Source organism: Alphaproteobacteria bacterium, assembly GCA_041396705.1.
Classification (GTDB): domain Bacteria; phylum Pseudomonadota; class Alphaproteobacteria; order CALKHQ01; family CALKHQ01; genus CALKHQ01.
In genome coordinates, this window is the sequence record JAWKYB010000010.1 from 153,193 (window position 1) to 171,156 (window position 17,964).

The 17,964-nt window shown below is 71.0% G+C and carries 17 protein-coding genes and 2 pseudogenes; 15 read left to right on the forward strand and 4 right to left on the reverse strand.

Annotated features, from left to right (window positions below):
- The first annotated feature begins 95 nt into the window (after positions 1-95).
- From R3F55_15640 to R3F55_15650, 3 genes are read left to right on the forward strand one after another with little or no spacing between them, the layout of a single operon-like run.
- Positions 96-569: a DUF1285 domain-containing protein gene (locus R3F55_15640; GenBank protein ID MEZ5668842.1), complete on the forward strand. Its 474-nt coding sequence runs from the start codon at positions 96-98 to the stop codon at positions 567-569.
- Positions 566-1,195: a CoA pyrophosphatase gene (locus tag R3F55_15645; GenBank protein MEZ5668843.1), complete on the forward strand. Its 630-nt coding sequence runs from the start codon at positions 566-568 to the stop codon at positions 1,193-1,195. The genes R3F55_15640 and R3F55_15645 overlap by 4 nt, the downstream gene beginning before the upstream one ends.
- Before the next feature lie 40 nt (positions 1,196-1,235).
- On the forward strand, positions 1,236-2,510 hold the full coding sequence (locus R3F55_15650) for a CCA tRNA nucleotidyltransferase (protein ID MEZ5668844.1): 1,275 nt from the start codon (positions 1,236-1,238) through the stop codon (positions 2,508-2,510).
- Here R3F55_15650 and R3F55_15655 read toward each other — a convergent pair.
- From R3F55_15655 to R3F55_15670, 4 genes are all read right to left on the reverse strand, one after another.
- Positions 2,500-3,078, reverse strand: coding sequence for a hypothetical protein (locus R3F55_15655; GenBank protein MEZ5668845.1), 579 nt, complete (start codon positions 3,076-3,078; stop codon positions 2,500-2,502). The two genes, R3F55_15650 and R3F55_15655, sit on opposite strands and share 11 nt — an antisense overlap.
- On the reverse strand, positions 3,075-3,629 hold the full coding sequence (locus tag R3F55_15660; protein ID MEZ5668846.1) for a hypothetical protein: 555 nt from the start codon (positions 3,627-3,629) through the stop codon (positions 3,075-3,077). Before R3F55_15660 ends, R3F55_15655 begins: the two co-directional genes overlap by 4 nt.
- A 92-nt stretch (positions 3,630-3,721) precedes the next feature.
- The gene (gene hemF, locus R3F55_15665) at positions 3,722-4,612 is read right to left on the reverse strand and encodes an oxygen-dependent coproporphyrinogen oxidase (GenBank protein ID MEZ5668847.1); all 891 of its coding nucleotides are present in this window, start codon (positions 4,610-4,612) and stop codon (positions 3,722-3,724) included.
- Entirely contained in the window at positions 4,609-5,325 is a 717-nt protein-coding gene (locus R3F55_15670; GenBank protein MEZ5668848.1) for a tRNA (cytidine(34)-2'-O)-methyltransferase, read from the reverse strand. Before R3F55_15670 ends, hemF begins: the two co-directional genes overlap by 4 nt.
- On the opposite strand from R3F55_15670, the gene petA reads away from it, so the two are divergent.
- From petA to R3F55_15730, 12 genes and pseudogenes are all read left to right on the forward strand, one after another.
- Entirely contained in the window at positions 5,324-5,917 is a 594-nt protein-coding gene (petA, locus tag R3F55_15675) for a ubiquinol-cytochrome c reductase iron-sulfur subunit (protein ID MEZ5668849.1), read from the forward strand. The two genes, R3F55_15670 and petA, sit on opposite strands and share 2 nt — an antisense overlap.
- A gap of 2 nt (positions 5,918-5,919) precedes the next feature.
- The gene (locus R3F55_15680) at positions 5,920-7,233 is read left to right on the forward strand and encodes a cytochrome b/b6 (GenBank protein MEZ5668850.1); all 1,314 of its coding nucleotides are present in this window, start codon (positions 5,920-5,922) and stop codon (positions 7,231-7,233) included.
- A 13-nt stretch (positions 7,234-7,246) separates the two neighbouring features.
- Positions 7,247-8,035: a cytochrome c1 gene (locus tag R3F55_15685; protein MEZ5668851.1), complete on the forward strand. Its 789-nt coding sequence runs from the start codon at positions 7,247-7,249 to the stop codon at positions 8,033-8,035.
- Between the two features lie 105 nt (positions 8,036-8,140).
- Positions 8,141-9,038, forward strand: a pseudogene (locus R3F55_15690) (S-methyl-5'-thioadenosine phosphorylase).
- A 61-nt stretch (positions 9,039-9,099) separates the two neighbouring features.
- Positions 9,100-9,748, forward strand: a pseudogene (locus tag R3F55_15695) (class II aldolase/adducin family protein).
- Between the two features lie 460 nt (positions 9,749-10,208).
- A complete protein-coding gene (locus tag R3F55_15700) occupies positions 10,209-10,589 on the forward strand; it encodes an FAD-binding protein (GenBank protein ID MEZ5668852.1) in 381 nt (126 codons plus the stop codon).
- 125 nt (positions 10,590-10,714) lie between these two features.
- Positions 10,715-11,170 (forward strand): hypothetical protein, encoded by a 456-nt coding sequence (locus tag R3F55_15705; GenBank protein MEZ5668853.1) that lies wholly within the window; start codon positions 10,715-10,717, stop codon positions 11,168-11,170.
- Positions 11,100-11,387, forward strand: coding sequence for an FAD-linked oxidase C-terminal domain-containing protein (locus R3F55_15710; protein MEZ5668854.1), 288 nt, complete (start codon positions 11,100-11,102; stop codon positions 11,385-11,387). The genes R3F55_15705 and R3F55_15710 overlap by 71 nt, the downstream gene beginning before the upstream one ends.
- Before the next feature lie 16 nt (positions 11,388-11,403).
- The gene (locus R3F55_15715) at positions 11,404-12,483 is read left to right on the forward strand and encodes a 2OG-Fe(II) oxygenase (protein MEZ5668855.1); all 1,080 of its coding nucleotides are present in this window, start codon (positions 11,404-11,406) and stop codon (positions 12,481-12,483) included.
- A gap of 85 nt (positions 12,484-12,568) precedes the next feature.
- A complete protein-coding gene (locus tag R3F55_15720; protein ID MEZ5668856.1) occupies positions 12,569-13,021 on the forward strand; it encodes a hypothetical protein in 453 nt (150 codons plus the stop codon).
- A complete protein-coding gene (locus tag R3F55_15725) occupies positions 12,922-13,623 on the forward strand; it encodes a 2OG-Fe(II) oxygenase (GenBank protein MEZ5668857.1) in 702 nt (233 codons plus the stop codon). The genes R3F55_15720 and R3F55_15725 overlap by 100 nt, the downstream gene beginning before the upstream one ends.
- A gap of 26 nt (positions 13,624-13,649) precedes the next feature.
- Positions 13,650-17,807 carry an AsmA family protein gene (locus R3F55_15730; protein MEZ5668858.1) on the forward strand — a complete coding sequence of 1,386 codons (4,158 nt, stop codon included), beginning with the start codon at positions 13,650-13,652 and terminating at the stop codon, positions 17,805-17,807.
- Positions 17,808-17,964 lie beyond the last annotated feature (157 nt).

Consider the following 17,964-nt stretch of genomic DNA (forward strand, 5'->3'; position numbering starts at 1 on the left):
GGGCCATGCCCGAAACCGCCGCCAGCCGCGCCGACCAAGGCGCCGTTGCGGCCGCCCTGCCGGCCGCCGACGCATGCGGCCATTTCGGCCTGCGCATCGCCCGCGACGGGACATGGTTCTATCACGGCTCGCCCATAGGCCGCAAAGCGATCACAAAATTGTTTGCAACCGTTTTGCGGCGAGAAGATGACGGCAGCTACTGGCTGGTGACGCCGGCCGAGCGCGGCCGCATCGACGTCGACGAGGTGCCGTTCGTGGCGATCGACATGACGGTGGAATCGGCCGGCCGCGGCCAGCGCCTGATTTTCACCACGAACCTGGACGAGACCGTCGTCGCCGGTCCGGCGCACCGTCTGTGGCTGGAGCCTGCGCCGGCCGGCGAGGAGGGCGTGCGCCCCTATGTCCATGTGCGCGACGGCCTGGTCGCGCGGCTGTCGCGGCCGGTGTTCTATCGCCTGGCGGAACTGGCGGAGGCCGACGACGACGGGACGCCGGGGGTGTGGAGCGACGGCGCGTTCTTCGCGCTTGCGGCGGTGGGGCAGATGGAATCCGGAGAACGGCGACGGTGACGCTGGCCCAGCTCGAGCAGGCCTTTGCCGCGCAGAACGGGGCGCGGGTGCCGTGCGTGCGCGGCGACGCCGACCTCAATCCGGGCATGCATCCCAACCCGGCGACCCCGCCGGACATGCTGACCCCGGCGGCCGTGCTGGTGCCGGTGCTGCGCCGCGACGACGAGGACATGGTGCTGTTCACCGTGCGCCATCGCCGGCTGAAGCGCCACGCCGGCCAGATCAGCTTTCCCGGCGGCCGGATGGACCCCGACGACCGCGACGCGGTCGCGACCGCGCTGCGGGAGACGCACGAGGAGATCGGCCTGCCGCCCGAGGCGGTGCGGGTGCTGGGCGCGCTCGATTGTTACGTGACCCGGACTGGTTATCGCGTGACCCCTGTGGTCGGCGTCATCGAGGTGCCGCCGGCACTGGTGCTGTGCGACGACGAGGTCGAAGAGGCGTTCGAGGTGCCGCTGTCCTATGTGCTCGATCCGCGCAACCAGATGCGCGAGACCTGGGACGGCGACGGCCGCCGCGGCCAGTTCTACGCCATTCGCTTCGGCGCCCGTTACATCTGGGGCGCCACGGCCGGCATGCTGGTCAGCCTGGGCCAGTTCGTGCGCGGCGGCGGCTGGCTGCGCTGATGCCCGCCGGGATGGCGCCAGCCGCGGGTCGCCGTTCGGCATGAGCGCGCCGCCGACGCTGGCCGCCCAGGACTGGCTGCGCGCGGCGCCGCTGCGGCGCCTGTTCGCCGCATTCCCGCCGGGCAGCCTGCGTTGCGTCGGCGGCTGCATCCGCGATTCCCTCGCCGGACTGCCGGTCAAGGACATCGATCTCGCCACGCCGCTGTCGCCGGACGCGGTGATGGCGCGGCTGCGCGCCGCCCGCATCGCTGCCGTGCCGACCGGCATCAGACACGGCACGGTGACCGCCGTGATCCGGCACCGGCCGTATGAGATCACCACGCTGCGCCACGACGTCGAGACCGACGGCCGGCACGCGACCGTCGCCTTCATCGACGACTGGGAGGCGGATGCGGCCCGGCGCGACCTGACCATCAACGCCATCTATTGCGATGCCGACGGCACGCTGTTCGACCCGTTCGGCGGCGCCGACGACCTCGCCGCCGGCCGCGTCCGCTTCGTCGGCGACGCCCATGCGCGGATCACCGAGGACTATCTGCGGCTGATGCGGTTCTTCCGGTTCCACGCCCGCTATGGCCGCGGCGCGCCGGATGCCGAAGCGCTGGCGGCGGCGCGCGCGCTGGCCCCGGGCCTCGCCCGCCTGTCGGCGGAGCGGGTGCACGACGAGCTGATGAAGCTGCTGGCCGGGCCGCGCGCCGATGCCGTCCTGGCGCTGATGGCCGCCAACGGTATCCTGCCGCATGTCGACCCCGCGGTCCGCGACGTCGACCGGCTGGCGCGGCTGGTGGCGGCCGAGACGCTGGCGGCCGGACAGCTGCCGGGGGTGCGACCGGACGCGGTGCGCAGGCTGGCCGCCCTGCTTGGGGATGGCGCCGGCGCCGGCGCCGACGGGATCGGCCAGCGGCTGCGCCTGTCGAACAAGGAGATCAAGCGGGTCGGCCGGGCGCTGGCACTGCGGCCGGCCATGTCGCCGACGCACGAACGCCGCACGCGCCGGCTGCTGATTTACGAGCTCGGCGCGGAGACCTATCGCGACCGCTGCCTGCTGCGCTGGGCATCGGCACCGGCCGAGGGCACGGCGGAGGCCTGGATCGTTCAGCTCGCCGAGGCGGAGAGCTGGCAGCAACCGCAGTTCCCGCTCGGCGGCGCCGACGTGCTCGACCTCGGCGTCGCCACCGGCCCCCGGGTCGGCCGCCTGCTCGATGCGGTTCGCGACTGGTGGCGCGACGGCGGCTTCGTCGCCGACCGCGAGAGCTGCCTGGCCGAACTGCGGGCCCGCGCCGCGCTGCCGGACGGCCGCAAGCTCAGGGGTTGATGTCGTCCATGACGTCTTCGACCCGGATCAGGCGCCCGGTCACGGTTCGTCCGACCTCGCCGTCGCGCTCGCTGGAGAAGGTGAGGTCGAGGCCGCTGTCGTTGAGCGCGCGGCGGAACACGGCAAGCTCATAATAGCCGTCGTCCTCCAGTACGAAGGAATAGACCAGCAGCACGCCGTCGGCGATCCGCGCCCACTGCAGCGCGTCGCCGGCCACCATGTTGGTCTCGCCGCGGGTGGCGAACACGTCGCGCTGGAAATCGCGCCGGTAAACGCCGTCGATGTCGGATTCGACGAACGACATCACCGAGCTGCGCCGGCGCACGTCCGGCGACAGCCGGTCGCCGTGGTGGTTGACGGTGATCGATTCGATGCGGAAGCCGTGGTCGGTGCTGGTGATGGTCACGTCGATGTCGCGGATCTCCGGCTCGCCCGCCGCATTGGTGCCGGCTTCCGCCCGGCCGACATAGGTGCCGAGGAACGGCTCGTAGGGTTCCGCCGCCAGGGCGGTCGCGGCGCTCGTCACCGCCAGCAGCGCCGCCGCGATCGCGGCCCGCCGGGCGCTCAACGCCGCACCATGGTAAACAGGGCACGCGCGACCGGCACGTCGTCGGTGCTGATGGTCAGCACGCCGCTCAGCACGCCGTCGCCGGGGATGAGGCGGTAGACCACCAGCATGCGCCGGCCGCTGTCCTCGTCGAGCTGCAGCCGGCCGAGGTCGAATGCGTCCGCACCGCTGAACGCCCACATCAGCGGCTCGCCGTCGAAGATGTCGACCTCGTCGCTGGCCTGGAAATAGCCGGGCCGCCGCGCCGCCTCGAAATCGGCGCTGATCCGCTCCCACTCGATATCGCCGTCGTCGATGACCGGGGCCGACCACTCGGCCTCGAACTCGCTGGCATTGCCGCGCAGTGCCACCGCCAGCGCGTCGGCCGAAACGCCGGGCATCTCGCCGGCGACGACCTCGATGCTGTCGCCGACCCAATTGCCGGCCAGGCTGTCGACCGCGACCTGCGCGTGCGCCGGCAGGGTCGCCAGCACGACCGCGCCGAGCGCGGCAAGACCGGCGCACCGCGCGGTGCGCGCGGCGAAATCGGGAATGCTGCGATCCATGCTCATGCGGCTCAATCTAGTCGTGCTGCCGGGACCCGCCAAGGGCAACTCGACTGACGGCCGGGCAACAGCGCGTGATTGGACCGCGGCGGGCCGGTTCAGGGCCAGCGTACCTCGGGCGGCAGCGACATCAGGATCGCCTCGGTGTTGCCGCCGGTCATCAGGCCGAACTTGGTGCCGCGGTCGTAGATCAGGTTGAACTCGGCATAGCGGCCGCGCTTGACCAGCAGGGCCTCGCGCTGCTCCGCCGTCCAGGGCGCATCGAAGTGGCGCCGGACGATCGCCGGATAGACGTCGAGGAACGCCTCGCCGACCGCCCGGGTGAACGCGAAGTCGGCCTCCCAGTCGCCGGAATCGAGGTTGTCGTAGAAGATGCCGCCGACGCCGCGCGGCTCGTCGCGGTGCGGCAGGAAGAAATAGCGGTCGCACCACGCCTTGTATTCTTCATAGTAGCCGGGGTCGGCGCCGTCGCACGCCGCCTTCATCGCGGCGTGGAAATCGGCGGTGTCGGCCGCCACCGGAAAGGTCGGGGTCAGGTCGGCGCCGCCGCCGAACCAGCCCTGGCTGGTGACGATGTGGCGGGTGTTCATGTGGACCGCCGGCACCAGTGGCGAGCACATGTGGGCGACCAGCGAGATGCCGCTGGCCCAGAACCGGCCGTCGCCGGCCGCGCCGGGGATCTGGCGGCGGAACTCCTCGGAAAAGGTGCCGTGCACGGTGGAGACGTTGACGCCGACCTTCTCGAACACGCGCCCGCGCATGATCGACATCACCCCGCCGCCGCCGTCGCCGCCGTCCCGGTCGGGCCGCTGCCAGGCCTTGCGTGCGAACCGGCCGGCCGGCAGGCCGGCATTCGGGCCGGCGTGGTCGGCCTCGACGGCCTCGAAGGCGGCGCAGATGCGGTCGCGCAGCGTCTCGAACCAGGCGCGCGCACGCTGCTTGTGCTCCGCGGTCGGGTCGTCGTCGGCGGCTGGTGCCATCTGGGTCATCTGATCCCTTTCCCTTCGCTTGGCGCCGCCGATGCCGTCGGAAAGGCATCGAGCTGGCGCAGCGCCTCGCCGGCCACCATTGCCGCCGCGATCGCCACGTTCAGCGAGCGCGCGGCGATCGGCACCCGCACCTGCACCGGGCAGGCGGCGTGCACCGCCGCCGGCACGCCGGCGCTCTCGCGGCCCAGCAGCAGCACGTCGGCCGGGTCGAAGCCGAACCGAGTGTGCGCCTGCGCCGCCCGTGTGGTCAGCAGGACCAAGCGTCGCGATTCCGCCGCCATGGTTTCGCAAAAGGCGGCCCACGAGCGGTGACGGCGCATCTCGGCCAGTCCGCCGTAGTCCATCGCGACCCGACGCAGGCGGCGGTCGTCGAGGACGAACCCGCAGGGCTCGATGATCTCCACCGGCATCGCCAGGCAGGCGCCGAGCCGCAGGATCGCGCCGGTGTTCTGGGGGATGTCGGGCTGGTAGAGCGCGAATCGCATGGGCTTGCCTATCGAGGCCAGACTGGTGCACTTAGTCTGGCGTGCCGAATCGTCCGGTTTCGCGCCCGCGCGCTGTGTCAGGTTGTCGCGTTGGCGGGGGTCCGGGCGCCGGTATAACTCGCTGTCCAAACGGATGGTGCGCAGGCCGGTCAACGCTGCGCGCCATCTGCCTGTCTGTTGCTCTGAAGAAGCCTCGCGAAAATACGGGCGAAATCTGGAGGGTTCCATGGCCGAAACCGCAGGCGCGCACGGCGCCGGCACCGAGGGCGGTGACCACGGCGACGACGCGACCAGGCGCGATTTCCTCTACCTGACCGTGGGGGCGTTCGGGGTCGTGGGCGGTGCGACCGCGATCTGGCCATTCATCAACTCCATGAACCCGTCCGCCGACGTCCTGGCCGCCGGCGCCCCGGTCGACGTCGACCTCGCGCCGGTGGAGGCGGGCCAGGCGATCACCGTGGTCTGGCGCGGAGAGCCGATGTTCGTGCGCAACCGGACCGAGACCGAGATCGAGGAGGCGCGGTCGGTCGCGCTGGACGATCTGGTCGATCCGCAGACGGACGAGAGCCGGGTGCACGAAGGCCACGAGCAGTGGCTGATCGTGAAGGGCGTGTGCACGCACCTGGGCTGCGTGCCGCTGGGCCAGAAGCCGGGTGAGCCGCGCGGCGACTACGGCGGCTGGTATTGCCCGTGCCACGGCTCGCACTACGACACCTCCGGGCGAATCCGCCGCGGCCCGGCGCCGGCCAACCTGCCGGTGCCGCCCTACGCCTTCTCGGCCGAGGAAGAGGGCATCGTCACCATCGGCGAGGAGGCTTGATCATGAGCGGCCACACGTCGGCGACGCCGAAGAGCGGGCTGATCGGCTGGATCGACAGCCGCCTGCCGGTCTTCAGCTACCTCGAGAAGGAATACCGCCAGTTCCCGGCACCGCGGAACTTCAACTACTTCTGGAACTTCGGCGCGATCGCCACGGTGATGCTGGTGACGATGATCGCCACCGGCATCGTGCTGGCAATGCAGTACACGCCGCATGTCGACATGGCGTTCAACAGCGTCGAGCGCATCATGCGCGACGTGAACAACGGCTGGCTGCTGCGCTACCTGCACATGAACGGCGCGTCGTTCTTCTTCATCGCCGTCTACATCCACATCCTGCGCGGCCTCTGGTACGGCTCCTACAAGCAGCCGCGCGAGCTGCTGTGGATCCTCGGCGTCGTCATCCTGCTGCTGATGATGGCCACCGCCTTCATGGGCTATGTGCTGCCCTGGGGCCAGATGAGCTTCTGGGGCGCCAAGGTCATCACCAACCTGTTCTCGGCAATTCCGCTGGTCGGCGAGGACATCACCACCTGGCTGTGGGGCGGGTTCACCGTCGACAACCCGACGCTGAACCGGTTCTTCTCGCTGCACTATCTGCTGCCGTTCGTCATCGTCGGGGTGGTCGGCCTGCACGTGGTGGCGCTGCACGTGGTCGGCTCCAACAACCCGCTCGGCATCGACCCGAAGGGCCCGCGCGACACGCTGCCGTTCCACCCGTACTACACGGCGAAGGACAGCTTCGGCATCGTCGTGTTCCTGATCGTCTATGCCCTGTTCGTGTTCTTCCTGCCGAACTACATGGGCCACCCGGACAACTACATCCCGGCCAATCCGCTGTCGACGCCCGCGCACATCGTGCCGGAATGGTACTTCCTGCCGTTCTACGCGATCCTGCGATCGATCGATTTCGACATCTGGTTCATCCCGGCCAAGCTCGGCGGGGTGATCGCGATGTTCGGCTCGATCCTGGTGCTGGCACTGGCGCCCTGGCTGGACAAGTCGCCGGTGCGCTCGTGCAAGTTCCGCCCGGTGTATCGCTGGTTCGTGCTGATCCTGGTTGCCGACGTGATCCTGCTCGGGCTGGTCGGCGCCAAGGTGCCGGACGACGAGGTGTTTGCGGGCCTCGGCATCACCTGGCTCGACGTCGGCCATATCACGACCTTCTGGTACTTCATCCACTTCCTGATCGTGATGCCGCTGGTCGGCAAGATGGAGCGTCCGCTGCCGTTGCCGCTCAGCATCCGCGACGCGGTGCTGAAAGGCGGGGGCGGCATGCCGGCCGGCGCTGCGGCGCAGACGTCGCACAAGGCTTGAGGAGATGGCGGGCATGAAGCGCGCAACGATTGCGACCCTCGCCGCCGCCGTTCTCGGCGCCGGCATGGCCTACGCGGCGGAAGAAGCGGCCGATGGCGCGGCCGCGTCGCACACGATCGAGATCCCGTCCGAGCACTGGTCCTGGGACGGCATCTTCGGCGGCTTCGACCAGGCCCAGCTGCAGCGCGGCTACCTGGTCTACGAGCGGGTCTGTTCGGCCTGCCACTCGATGAACCTGCTCGCCTTCCGGCACCTGCACGGCCTCGGCTTCGATGAAAGCCAGATCGAATCGATCGCCGCGGCGCGCCGGGTCAGCGACATCGATCTCGAGACCGGCGATACCATCACAAGGGCGGCGCGACCGGCCGACCACTTCCCGGCTCCCTTCGCAAACGAGATCCAGGCACGGTCGGTCAACAACGGCGCGCTGCCCCCCGATCTCAGCGTGATCGTCAAGGCGCGGGTCGGCGAGGCCGACTACATTCACGCGCTGCTGACGGGCTACGAGGATGCGCCTGCCGGCATCGACGTTCCGGCCGGCAAGTACTACAACGCCTACTTCCCGGGACATGTGATCTCGATGGCGCCGCCGTTGTCCGACGGCCTGGTCGACTATATCGACGGCACGCCGAACACGCGCGACCAGATGGCCCGCGACGTGTCCGCCTTCCTGGCCTGGGCGGCCGAGCCGTCGCTGGTCGAGCGCAAGGAACTGGGCGTCAAGGTCGTGCTGTTCCTGATCGTGCTGGCCGGCGTCGCCTATGCGGTCAAGCGCAAGGTCTGGTCCGACGTCGAGCACTAATAGGGCGGTCGGTGCGCGCATGCCGGCCGGACCCAACCTGAATCCAATCTCGGCGACCCCGGCCCGGACCGGCGGTCGCCGAGTTGCTTCAGCGGCTTGCCCACGATGATGTCGAGGGTCGGCTCTCCCGTCGTCGGCATCATCGGCGGCAGTGGGCTCTACGAGATCGACAGGCTCGCCGATGTGGAGTGGCGCACGGTCGAGAGCCGTTCCCGGCACGCCGTCGGACCAGCTGATGTTTGCCCGGCTCGACGGACAGCCGGTGGTGTTCCTGCCGCGCCGCAGCCGCGGCCACCGCATTCCGCCGAGCGAGATCAACTACCGCGCCAATGGTAGAGCGCGCTGAAGCGGGCGGGCGTCGGCGAGATCGTCTCGGTCAGCGCCGTCGGATCGCTGGACGAGGGAACGCCGCCCGGCACCTTCGTGCTGGTCGATCAGTTCATCGACCGCACCTTCGCGCGGGCCAAGAGCTTCTTCGGCACCGGGCTGGTCGCCCATGTTTCGATGGCGCGGCCGATCTGCCGGCGCGTCGCCGGGGCGCTCTACCGCGCCGCCCAGGACCTCGGCATCGACGTGCAGCAGGGGCGGCACCTATCTGGCGATGGAGGGGCCGCAGTTCTCAGCGAGGCCAGGATCGGCGCTTCAACACCGCAGTTGGGGCTGCCAGGTGATCGGCATGACCAACATGCCCGAGGCTTAAGGGATTGGCGCGCGAGGCCGAGCTGTGCTACGCGAGCGTGGCCATGGTCACCGGCTTCGACGCTGCTGGCATCCGAACCACGACGCCGTCAATGTGGAGCAGGTGGTGAAGGTGCTGCTGGCCAACGCCGCCAGGGGCGCGACCTGGTCAAGGGCGTGGTGCCGTTGCTGGCAGCGCGCCAGGGCCCGTGCGAGGCGGCTGCCATCACAGCCTGGACAACGCGGTCGATCACCGCGCCGGCCGCGCACGCGATCCGGCCATGGCGGCGAGACTGAGACGGTCGCCGGCCGCGTGCTCGGCTGAACGCAACCCGCGGGCGGCCGGGCCCGCGCGACGGCATCGGGCAAGACTGGGGAACGACGGAATGGACCACTTCGACCTGCGGCGCGCGATCGTCGATACCTGCCTGGAGATGGGGCGGCTGGGGATCAACCAGGGAACCTCGGGCAATGTCAGCGCCCGCATCGAGGGCGGCATGCTGATCACGCCGTCCGGCGTGCCCTATGACGAGATGGGCGTGCAGGACATCGTGTTCATGGCGTCGAACGGCGACTGGCGGGCGATCGAGGGCCGGCGGCCGTCGAGCGAATGGCGCTTCCATCTCGACATCTACAACAACCGGTCGGACGCCGGCGCCATCGTCCACACCCACGCCACCCACTGCGGCGCTGTCGATGCACCGCAAGGGATATCCCGGCGGTGCACTACATGATCGGCTTCGCCGGCGGCAATTGATCCGCTGCGCCGAATACGCGACCTTCGGTACGCAGAACCTGTCCGACAACGCGCTGAAGGCGCTGCAGGAGCGGCGCGCCGTCGCGCTTGGCCAACCACGGCATGATCGTGTTCTGGGACACGTTGAAGCGCGCCCTGTGGCTGGCCAACGAGGTCGAGGTGCTGGCCTCGCAATACTGGCATGCGCTGCAGATCGGCAGGCGACGGTGCTGTCCGACGCGGAGATGGAGATCATCGTCGCCAAGTTCGGCAGCGAGCACGGCCTGGGCGGCGCCAAGCTGCGGCCGACCAAGGCCAGGCTGGGCCAGAAGACAAGCCAGGCGACCGGTAGCGAAGGTGGTCGCCAAGGCGGCGAAGGCGAAGCCGGCGAAGCCGAAGCGGGCCGCCGCCAGGCGCAGCCGGCCGAACCGCCGGCGCGGCCGGGCGAAGGCGGCAAGCGCGAGGCCAGGGCGGCCTGAGCCGCCGGCCGCAACGGCGCACCCGCGCAGTTCCGGTAGGGAGCCAGAACGATGACCGCAACGATCTCGCCCTATCCTCGCGCCGCGCTGGGCGTCGACGTGCTCGACAGCCTGGCCGCCATCGTCGGCGACCGGCTGGCGACGACGCCGGGGATCCTCGAGCGCCACGGCCGCGACAGATCCTTCCATCCGTCGGTGGCGCCGGACGTGCGGTGGTGTTCGCGCAGCACCGAGAAAGATCGCGGCGATCGTCCGCCTGTGCGCGGAGCGGCGGCTGCCGGTGCCGTTCGGCGTCGGCACGTCGCTGGAAGGCCATGTCGCCGCGCTGCAGGGCGGGGTCTGCATCGACCTGTCTGCAGATGGGCCGCGTGCTCGAGGTCAATGCGGAGGTGCAGCGGACTGCCGGGTCCAGGCCGGGGTGACCCGCAAGCAGCTCAATGCGCACCTGCGCGACAGCCTGTTCTTTCCGATCGACCCCGGCGCCGACGCCACCATCGGCGGCATGGCGGCGACGCGCGCCTCCGGCACCAGCGCCGTGCGCTACGGCCACCATGCGCGAGGCTGTGCTGGGGCTGACCCTTGCAGTGCTGGCCGACGGCCAGGTCCCTGCCGGCGGGCGGGCGCGCAGGTCGTGCCAGAAGCTACGGCCTCACCCGCCTGATGGTCGGCTCGGAGGCACGCTGGGCGTGATCACCGAGGTGCAGCTGCGCCTGCACGGCGTGCCGGAGGCGATGTCGGCCGCGGTCTGCCAGTTCGACGAAGCCTGGACGGGGCCGTGCCGCACCGGTGATCGAGACCATCCAGCTCGGCATTCCGGTGGCGCGGGTCGAGCTGCTCGACGACATCCAGATGGGCGCCGTCATCGCCTTCAACAAGATGGAAGGCTATCGCCCGGCCGACACGCTGTTCTTCGAATTCCACGGCACCACGCGCTGGGCCGCGGAGCAGGCGACGGAGGTGGTTGGCGAGATCGCCCGCGGCCAACGGCGGCGGCGTTCCGCTGGGCGACCCTGGCCGAGGCGCGAAGTGCTGGCACGCGCGGCACGAGGCCTTCTATGCGGCACTGGCGCTGCGGCCGGGCTGCAAGGGCTGGCCGACCGACGTCCTGCGATGCCGATCTCGCGTCTGGCCGAGGTGATCGGCGACCAAGGCCGATATCGAGGCCTCAGGCGTGCTGGCGCCGATCGTCGGCCATGTCGGCGACGGCAACTTCCACCTGGTGTTCCTGATCGATCCGGATAATGCCGACGAGATGCGCCGCGCCGGCGAGGTCAACGACCGGATGATCGCGCGTGCGCTGGCCGCCGGCGGCACCTGCACCGGCGAGCATGGCATCGGCTACGGCAAGATCGCCTGCCTGGAGAAGGAGCAGCCGGATTCGGTGGCGGTGATGCGCACGATCAAGCGGGCGCTGGACCCGCACAACCTGATGAACCCCGGCAAGGTGCTGCGGGTCTGAGCGGGGCGGCGCGGGAATGGAGCCGGCGGGCCACCAGCCACAGCGCATCTTCGAGGTCGGCGACATCGTGCCGTCGTTCGTGCTGCCGGACCGGCACGGCGCGCGGCTCGATTTCGGCCAGCAGAGCCGCGCCGGGCGGGTCGTCGTGCTGCACGTGGTGTCGGCCGACAACCTGGCGGCCGGCGGCCGTGCCCTGACCGCGCTGACCGGCGCGGTGGCGGACGGGGAGGACGTCCAGGCCTTCGTGGTGGCGGGCGGATGCCAGCCCGGCGACAAGGCGCTGACCGACGACCGCATGCTGCCCGACCCGCAGGGTCTGATCGCCAAGGCGTTTGCCCTGCAGTTGCCGGCCTGGCTGGTGCTCGACGCCGGCTTCCGGCTGTCGGCGAAGGCCGGCGGCATGGCCGAGGCGCTGGGTGCCGTGAGGGCGCTGGCCGGTCGCAGCGCGCCCGACCGGGTTCGCATCCAGGCGCCGGTCCTGGTGCTGCCGGGGCTGTTCGAGCCGGCGTTCTGCAGCCGCCTGATGGCGTTCTGGGACGAGGGCCACAAGGTCGCCGACCTGGTGTCGTCCTCCGCCGGCGATGCCGCGTCGGGCCGCGCCTATGCGGCGCTGAAGCGGCGGACCGACGTCGCGGTCGACGACGCCGGGATCACCGCCGAGATCCGCCGCCGGCTGGCGCGCCGCGCCTTGCCGCAGATCGCCGCCGCGTTCCAGCGCCCGGTCGACCATTTCGAGACGTTCCGCGTCGGCTGCTACGACGCGGCGACCGGCGGCCATTTCGGCCGTCACCGCGACAACACGACGCCCTATACCGCGCACCGGCTGTTCGCCCTGACCGCGAACCTGAACGGCGACTACGAGGGTGGCGAGCTGGTCTTCCCGGAATTCGGCCGCCAGCGCTATCGCCCGGAGCCGGGCGGCGGGGTGGTGTTCTCCTGCGCGCTGCTGCACGAGGCCTTGCCGGTGACGGCGGGGCGGCGCTTCGGCCTGTTCGGCTTCCTGTTCGACCGTGCCGGTGCCGAGCAGGTCGGCCGCCGGCTGCAGCAGGAACGCGCCGCCGGCCGCGACCCCGAGGCTGCCTGGCGCAGCATGTAACTTTCGCCATCGGCGCCTTGGTCGCGTTTCCCGCCACCGCGCGCCGTGCTAAGGCAGCGGCACGCCAACCGATGGGGATTCGGCCATGGCCCTGACCGCGGGCGACCTTGTGCCCAACATCACGATGCCCGGCCCGCAGGGCGAGCGGGTGGAACTGGGCGCGCGCTGGCGGGCGGGCTATGTGCAGGTGGTCGGCTTCGCCGATGCCGCCACCGCCGGCCCGATGGTGGCCGCACTGCAGGCGCATCGCGCGACCCTAGCCGCCCTCGATGCGGTCGTCGCGGTCAGCGCGCCGGCGGGATGCTGGACAGCGATGCCGGCGGCGGACTGGCCGGTGGCGATGGCGGAGCGCGACTTCCAGCTGGCGCAGGCGTTGGGCGCCGCGCCACCGTGCCTGTGGGTGGTCGATCAGGCGCGGCGGCTGGTGGAAACGCTTCCATGGTCCGAGCTGCGGTTGCGGACGCCGTCGCGCTGGCCGAACGGCTGGAGGGGCGCACGCCGGCGGCGACCCTGCAGATGTCGCCGCCGGTGCTGGTGATCCCGCAGCTGTTCGAACCGGATTTCTGCCGGCGTCTGATCGCCTACTGGAACGACCATGACAAGCTGGCCGACATGGTCTCGACCGGCGATTTCCGCGGCGGCGGCCAGATCGCTGAGGCCAGCCTGAAGCGCCGGCTGGACACGCCGATCACCGATGTGGAGCTGACCCGGGCGATCGCCGAGCGGATGCAGCGCCGGGCCGGCCCGATGATCGGCAAGGCGTTCAAGACCGTCGCCAACCATTTCGAAACGTTCAAGATCGGCTGCTACGATGCGGCCAATGCCGGCGGCTTCGGCCGCCACTGGGACGACACCGCACCGAAGGCGGCGCACCGAAAGCTGGCGATGAGCGTCAATCTCAACACCGGCGAGTACGAGGGCGGCGAACTGGTCTTTCCCGAGTTCGGCCGCATCCGATATGCGCCGCCGAGCGGAACCGCGGTCGTGTTTTCCTGTTCGTTGCTGCACGAGGCCCTGCCGGTGACACGCGGCCGCCGGTTCGGGCTGTTCGGATTTTTCTTCGATGACCAGGGCGCGGCCCAGGTGCGGCAGTGGATCGAGGCCGACGGCGGGCGCATCCAGGTCGAACAGGCGCGTTGAGCGTCGCGAACGCACGGAGCAAGAGTGTGAAAAAGCTTCTCTACGGCCTTCTCGGGCTGGTGGTCCTGCTGGTCGCGGCGGTGTTGATCGTGCCCGCCGTGATCGACTGGAACGGCTACAAGGCCGAGCTGGCGCAGGAGGTGAAGGCCGCAACCGGCCGCGACCTGGTGATCGAGGGCGATATCGACGTGACCCTGCTGTGGTCGCCGCACGCCTCGGTCTCGGGCATCCGCTTCGCCAATGTCGAGGGCGGCAGCGAGCCGATGATGGCGACGCTGGAGAGCGCCAGCGCCGACATCGCGTTGTGGCCGCTGCTCGGCGGCGACGTCCAGGTCGAGAGCGTCACGCTGGTCAGGCCCGACATCCTGCTGGAGCGCACCGCCGACGGCAGCGTGAACTGGAACATGGCCGCCGCGGCCGACGCCGAGGACGCGGTCGCCGCCAATCCGGGCGACGATTTCGACATGCGCCTGGACAAGGTGACCATCGAGGACGGGCGCATCCGCTATGTCGAGGCGGGCGCGCCGATCGCGACGGTCGACGGCATCGACGCCGAGTTGTCGGCGGAATCGCTGCACGGCCCGTTCGCCGCCAATGGCACGGCAACGCTCAACGGCCTGCCGCTCAGCTTCGACGCCGGGATCGGCGCGCTGGCGACCGCGCCGGAACTGGCCATCCGGATCAAGACCGATGCAGGCAATGGCGAGGCGTCGGTCGATGGCAGCCTCGCCGACGGCGGATTCGACGGCACCGTCGTGCTCGCGGCGGAGGACGGCCGCGCGTTCGTGACCGGGCTCGCCCAGGCGGCCGGCCAGGCGGTCGAGGCGCCGGACATCCTTGCCGGCAAGTTCTCGGTTTACACCCGGCTGACGGTCGCCGGCGCCGACATCGCCGCCGAGGACCTTGCCGTCACGCTGGGCGAATCGCGCCTCGCCGGCCATGCCCGCCTCGCCGGAACCGAGGCCGGGATGCAGTTCGACGTGGCGCTGGGCGGCGAGAAGCTCGACCTCGACGCCGTGCTGGCGGCCGTGCAGCCGGCGTCCGACGAATCCGCGGAGGGCGACAGCGGTTTCGCCTTCCCACCCGGATTCGGCGGCACGCTGGTCGTCGACATCGACGAGGTGGTGCTGAACGGCGGCAGCCTTGCCGACGTGGCGCTGACCGCGACGCTGGCGGACCAGGTCCTCGTTCTCGACCGGGCCTCGGCCACGCTGCCGGGCAACTCGCCGGTGGCCCTGGCGGGCCGTCTCGCCGGCTCCGAGACGGGGCCGAGCTTTGCCGGCTCGCTCGACATGTCGTCCGGCAACCCGCGCCAGCTGCTGGCATGGGCCGGGATGGACGCGTCCGGCCTGCCGGATGGTCGGGTCCAGTCACTGGCGCTGGCCAGCCAGGTGCAGTATGGCGGCGGCGCCGTGCAGCTCGACCGCTTCACTCTGACGGTCGACGAGACCACGGCAAACGGCTCGCTCGACCTCGACATGGGTGCCCGCACGCGGCTGGTGCTCAGCGCAGAAGTGGATCGGATCGACGTCGACGCCTACACCGCCGGTGGCGGATCCGGCGGCGAGGGCGGCGGCAGCGGCGGCAACCCGCTGGCGGCCCTCGACGCGACCGTCAACCTGGCCATCGGCATCGCCGCGGTCGGCGGCACCGACTACAGCAACGTGACGGTGGCCGCGACGGCGCAGGACGGCCTGCTGACGATCCAGGAGCTGTCGGGGGTCGGTCTGGGCGGCACCGCCTTCGCCCTCAGCGGCGTGGTCTCCGATCCCGCGGCGCCGGCCTTCGCGCTCGATTTCAACATCAGCCACCCGAACCTGCAGCAGCTGGCCGCGGCGCTGACCGGCGACGGCAGCGGGCTGCCGGCGGTCGCAATGTCGGCGGCAGGCGGCGCGGTTGCCGAGGGCGGCCAGCTGACCATCAGCAACCTCGATGCGCGGCTGGGCGCGAGCGACATCCGCGGCACGATCACCGCCACGCTCGGCGCGCCGGTGCAGGCCAGTGCCGAGCTGCAGTCCAACATGCTCGATCTCGACAGCCTGCTGCCCGGCGGCAGCGGCAGCGGCGGCGGGGGCGGCGAGCGCTGGTCGCACGAGCCGCTGGACCTGGCCGCGCTGCGCGGCGTCAATGCCGACATCGCCTGGACCGTCGGCCGCCTGGTGATGACGCCGACCGGGATGGACAATGCACAGCTGCATGCGACGCTGGCCGATGGCGTGCTGACCCTGGACAGCCTGACCGGCAGCATCGGCGGCGGGCCGGTTTCGGTCAGCGCGACAGTGAACAGCAACCAGGGACCGGCGATCTCGCTGTCGCTCAGCGGCAGCGGCGTGACCTTCGAGCCGGGCGTGCTGTCGATCGGCGGCGTCTCGCTGGACGGCGCCCAGATCGATCTCGACGTGCAGGTCAGCGGTGCCGGCGCCTCGATGGCCGACATCGTGTCGGCGCTCAACGGCTCCGCTTCGCTCTCGGTCGGCGGCGGCGTCATCAACGGCCTCGACCTGTCGGGCTGGCGCGATGTCATCAACGGCCTCGGCGGCGGGCTCGACATCGGTAACATCGGCAACCTGGCCGGCATGGTGCAGGGGCTCGGCGGCGGCTTCGAGCAGAGCATCCTCGGCGGCCAGACGCCGATCGGCGCGCTGACCGGTACCTTCACTATCGCCAACGGCCAGGTGTTCAGCGACGACCTGACCCTCAGCACCGATGTCGCCGAGGTCACCATGAACGGCGGCGTCAGCCTGCCGCAGTGGACGATCAGCTCGCTGGGCCAGGCGCTGATCCGCCAGCTGATCTTCGAGGAAGCGCCGGCGATCCCGTTCGGCCTCGGCGGCTCGCTTGACAGCCCGCAGTTCGAGCCGGATTTCGCCGCGCTGCAGCTGTTCCTCGGCACCGACGTGCTGGGCCTGTCGCTGGACCAGCTGCCGCAGAACCTGCTGGCCGGCCTGCCGATCGAGGGGCTGACGCCCGGCATGCTGCAGGGCGTGGACCCGCAGGCGCTGATCCAGGGCCTGACCTCCGGCCAGGGCCGGATCGGGCCGGAGATGTTCCAGGGTCTGCTCGGCGGCGGCGGTGCCGGCGGCAGCCTGGTGCCGCAACCGGAACAGCTGATGCAGCAGCTGCTCAACGGCAGCCTCGGGGCGGACACCGGCGGAGAGGCCGGCACCGCTGCCGTACCGGCGCCGTCGCCGGCCGAAGCGTTGCAGCAGCTGCTCGGTGCCGGCCAGTTCGAGACGCCGGAGAACCCGGCCAGCGTCGAGGACGTGCTGCACCTCGACACGCCGGAGGAGATCGGCGGCGCGCTCGGCGACACGGTCAACGACCTGCTCGGGACCGGCGGCGCGGATCCGCAGCCGGCGGCGCCGGAACCGACGGCAGACGGCGACAGCCGAGACTGCGCCCGAGCCGGTCGCCGAGCCGGATGCCGAGGCCGAGCCGGCTGGCGACGCGCAGCCGACGGCGGAGCCGGAGCAGGCGGCCGAGCCGGCCGAGCCGGCCGCGCCGGAAACGGCTGCGGAGCCCGAAGCGAAACCCAGCCCGAAGCGGAAGCCGAGCCGGAGGCGGTCGACGGTGCGCCGACGGCGGAGCTGAGCAGGCGCCGGCCGCAGACGCGGTGCCGTCCGGAAGCGACGCAGGAGGCTGCACCGGAGCCGACCGCGGAACCCGAGCCTGCTGCGGAGCCGCTGGAGCCGGCGAGCGAACCCGAAGCGGTCGAACCGGAGGCGGCAACCGAGCCCGAACCGGCGGCCGAACCCGAAGCGGTCGAGCCGACCGCCGTGCCTGAGACCCCGGCCGATGCGGCCGAGCCCGAGCCGGAAACCGCTGTCGAGCCGGAGATCCTGCCGGAGGACGGCCAGCCCGCGACCGAACCGGAAGCGGCCGTCGAACCCGCCGTCGAGCCGGAGGCGGCCGCTGAGCCTGCGCCGGAGCCTGCCGCCGCGGAGCCCGAGGCTGTTGTGGAGCCGGAGGCGGTCGTGGAGCCCGAACCCGTGCCGGAGCCCGCAGCGACGGCGGAGCCGGACGTGATCGAGCAGGCCGGCGACGCGGTCGAGGGCGCCACCGACGAGGCGATCGAGATCATCGAGGATGCGGCCGGCGCGGCCGATCAGGCGACCGACGAAGTGATCGAGGGGGCCGGCGAGGCCGTCGACCAGGCGCAGGAGCTGATCGAGGACGTGTTCTGACGGCGGCTGTCAGCGCCGCTCTGGCGGTGGCGCCGTGAATGGAATGTCAGGCCGCCGGGACGGATCGCGTGGTGGGGCCGATCCGTCCCGGCGCTGACGGGGCCGCCGCCGGCTCCAGGGTGGTGGGAGCACTGGCCGGCAGGCGGTCCGACACGGC

Coding starts and splice junctions, on each gene's coding strand:
- R3F55_15720 (MEZ5668856.1), top strand. CDS start 12,569: ATGGCCCTGACCGCGGGCGACCTTGTGCCCAACATCACGATGCCCGGC.
- R3F55_15670 (MEZ5668848.1), bottom strand. CDS start 5,325: ATGGAACCCTCCAGATTTCGCCCGTATTTTCGCGAGGCTTCTTCAGAG.
- hemF (MEZ5668847.1), bottom strand. CDS start 4,612: ATGACCCAGATGGCACCAGCCGCCGACGACGACCCGACCGCGGAGCAC.
- R3F55_15725 (MEZ5668857.1), top strand. CDS start 12,922: ATGGTCCGAGCTGCGGTTGCGGACGCCGTCGCGCTGGCCGAACGGCTG.
- R3F55_15650 (MEZ5668844.1), top strand. CDS start 1,236: ATGAGCGCGCCGCCGACGCTGGCCGCCCAGGACTGGCTGCGCGCGGCG.
- R3F55_15660 (MEZ5668846.1), bottom strand. CDS start 3,629: ATGAGCATGGATCGCAGCATTCCCGATTTCGCCGCGCGCACCGCGCGG.
- R3F55_15685 (MEZ5668851.1), top strand. CDS start 7,247: ATGAAGCGCGCAACGATTGCGACCCTCGCCGCCGCCGTTCTCGGCGCC.
- R3F55_15680 (MEZ5668850.1), top strand. CDS start 5,920: ATGAGCGGCCACACGTCGGCGACGCCGAAGAGCGGGCTGATCGGCTGG.
- R3F55_15715 (MEZ5668855.1), top strand. CDS start 11,404: ATGGAGCCGGCGGGCCACCAGCCACAGCGCATCTTCGAGGTCGGCGAC.
- petA (MEZ5668849.1), top strand. CDS start 5,324: ATGGCCGAAACCGCAGGCGCGCACGGCGCCGGCACCGAGGGCGGTGAC.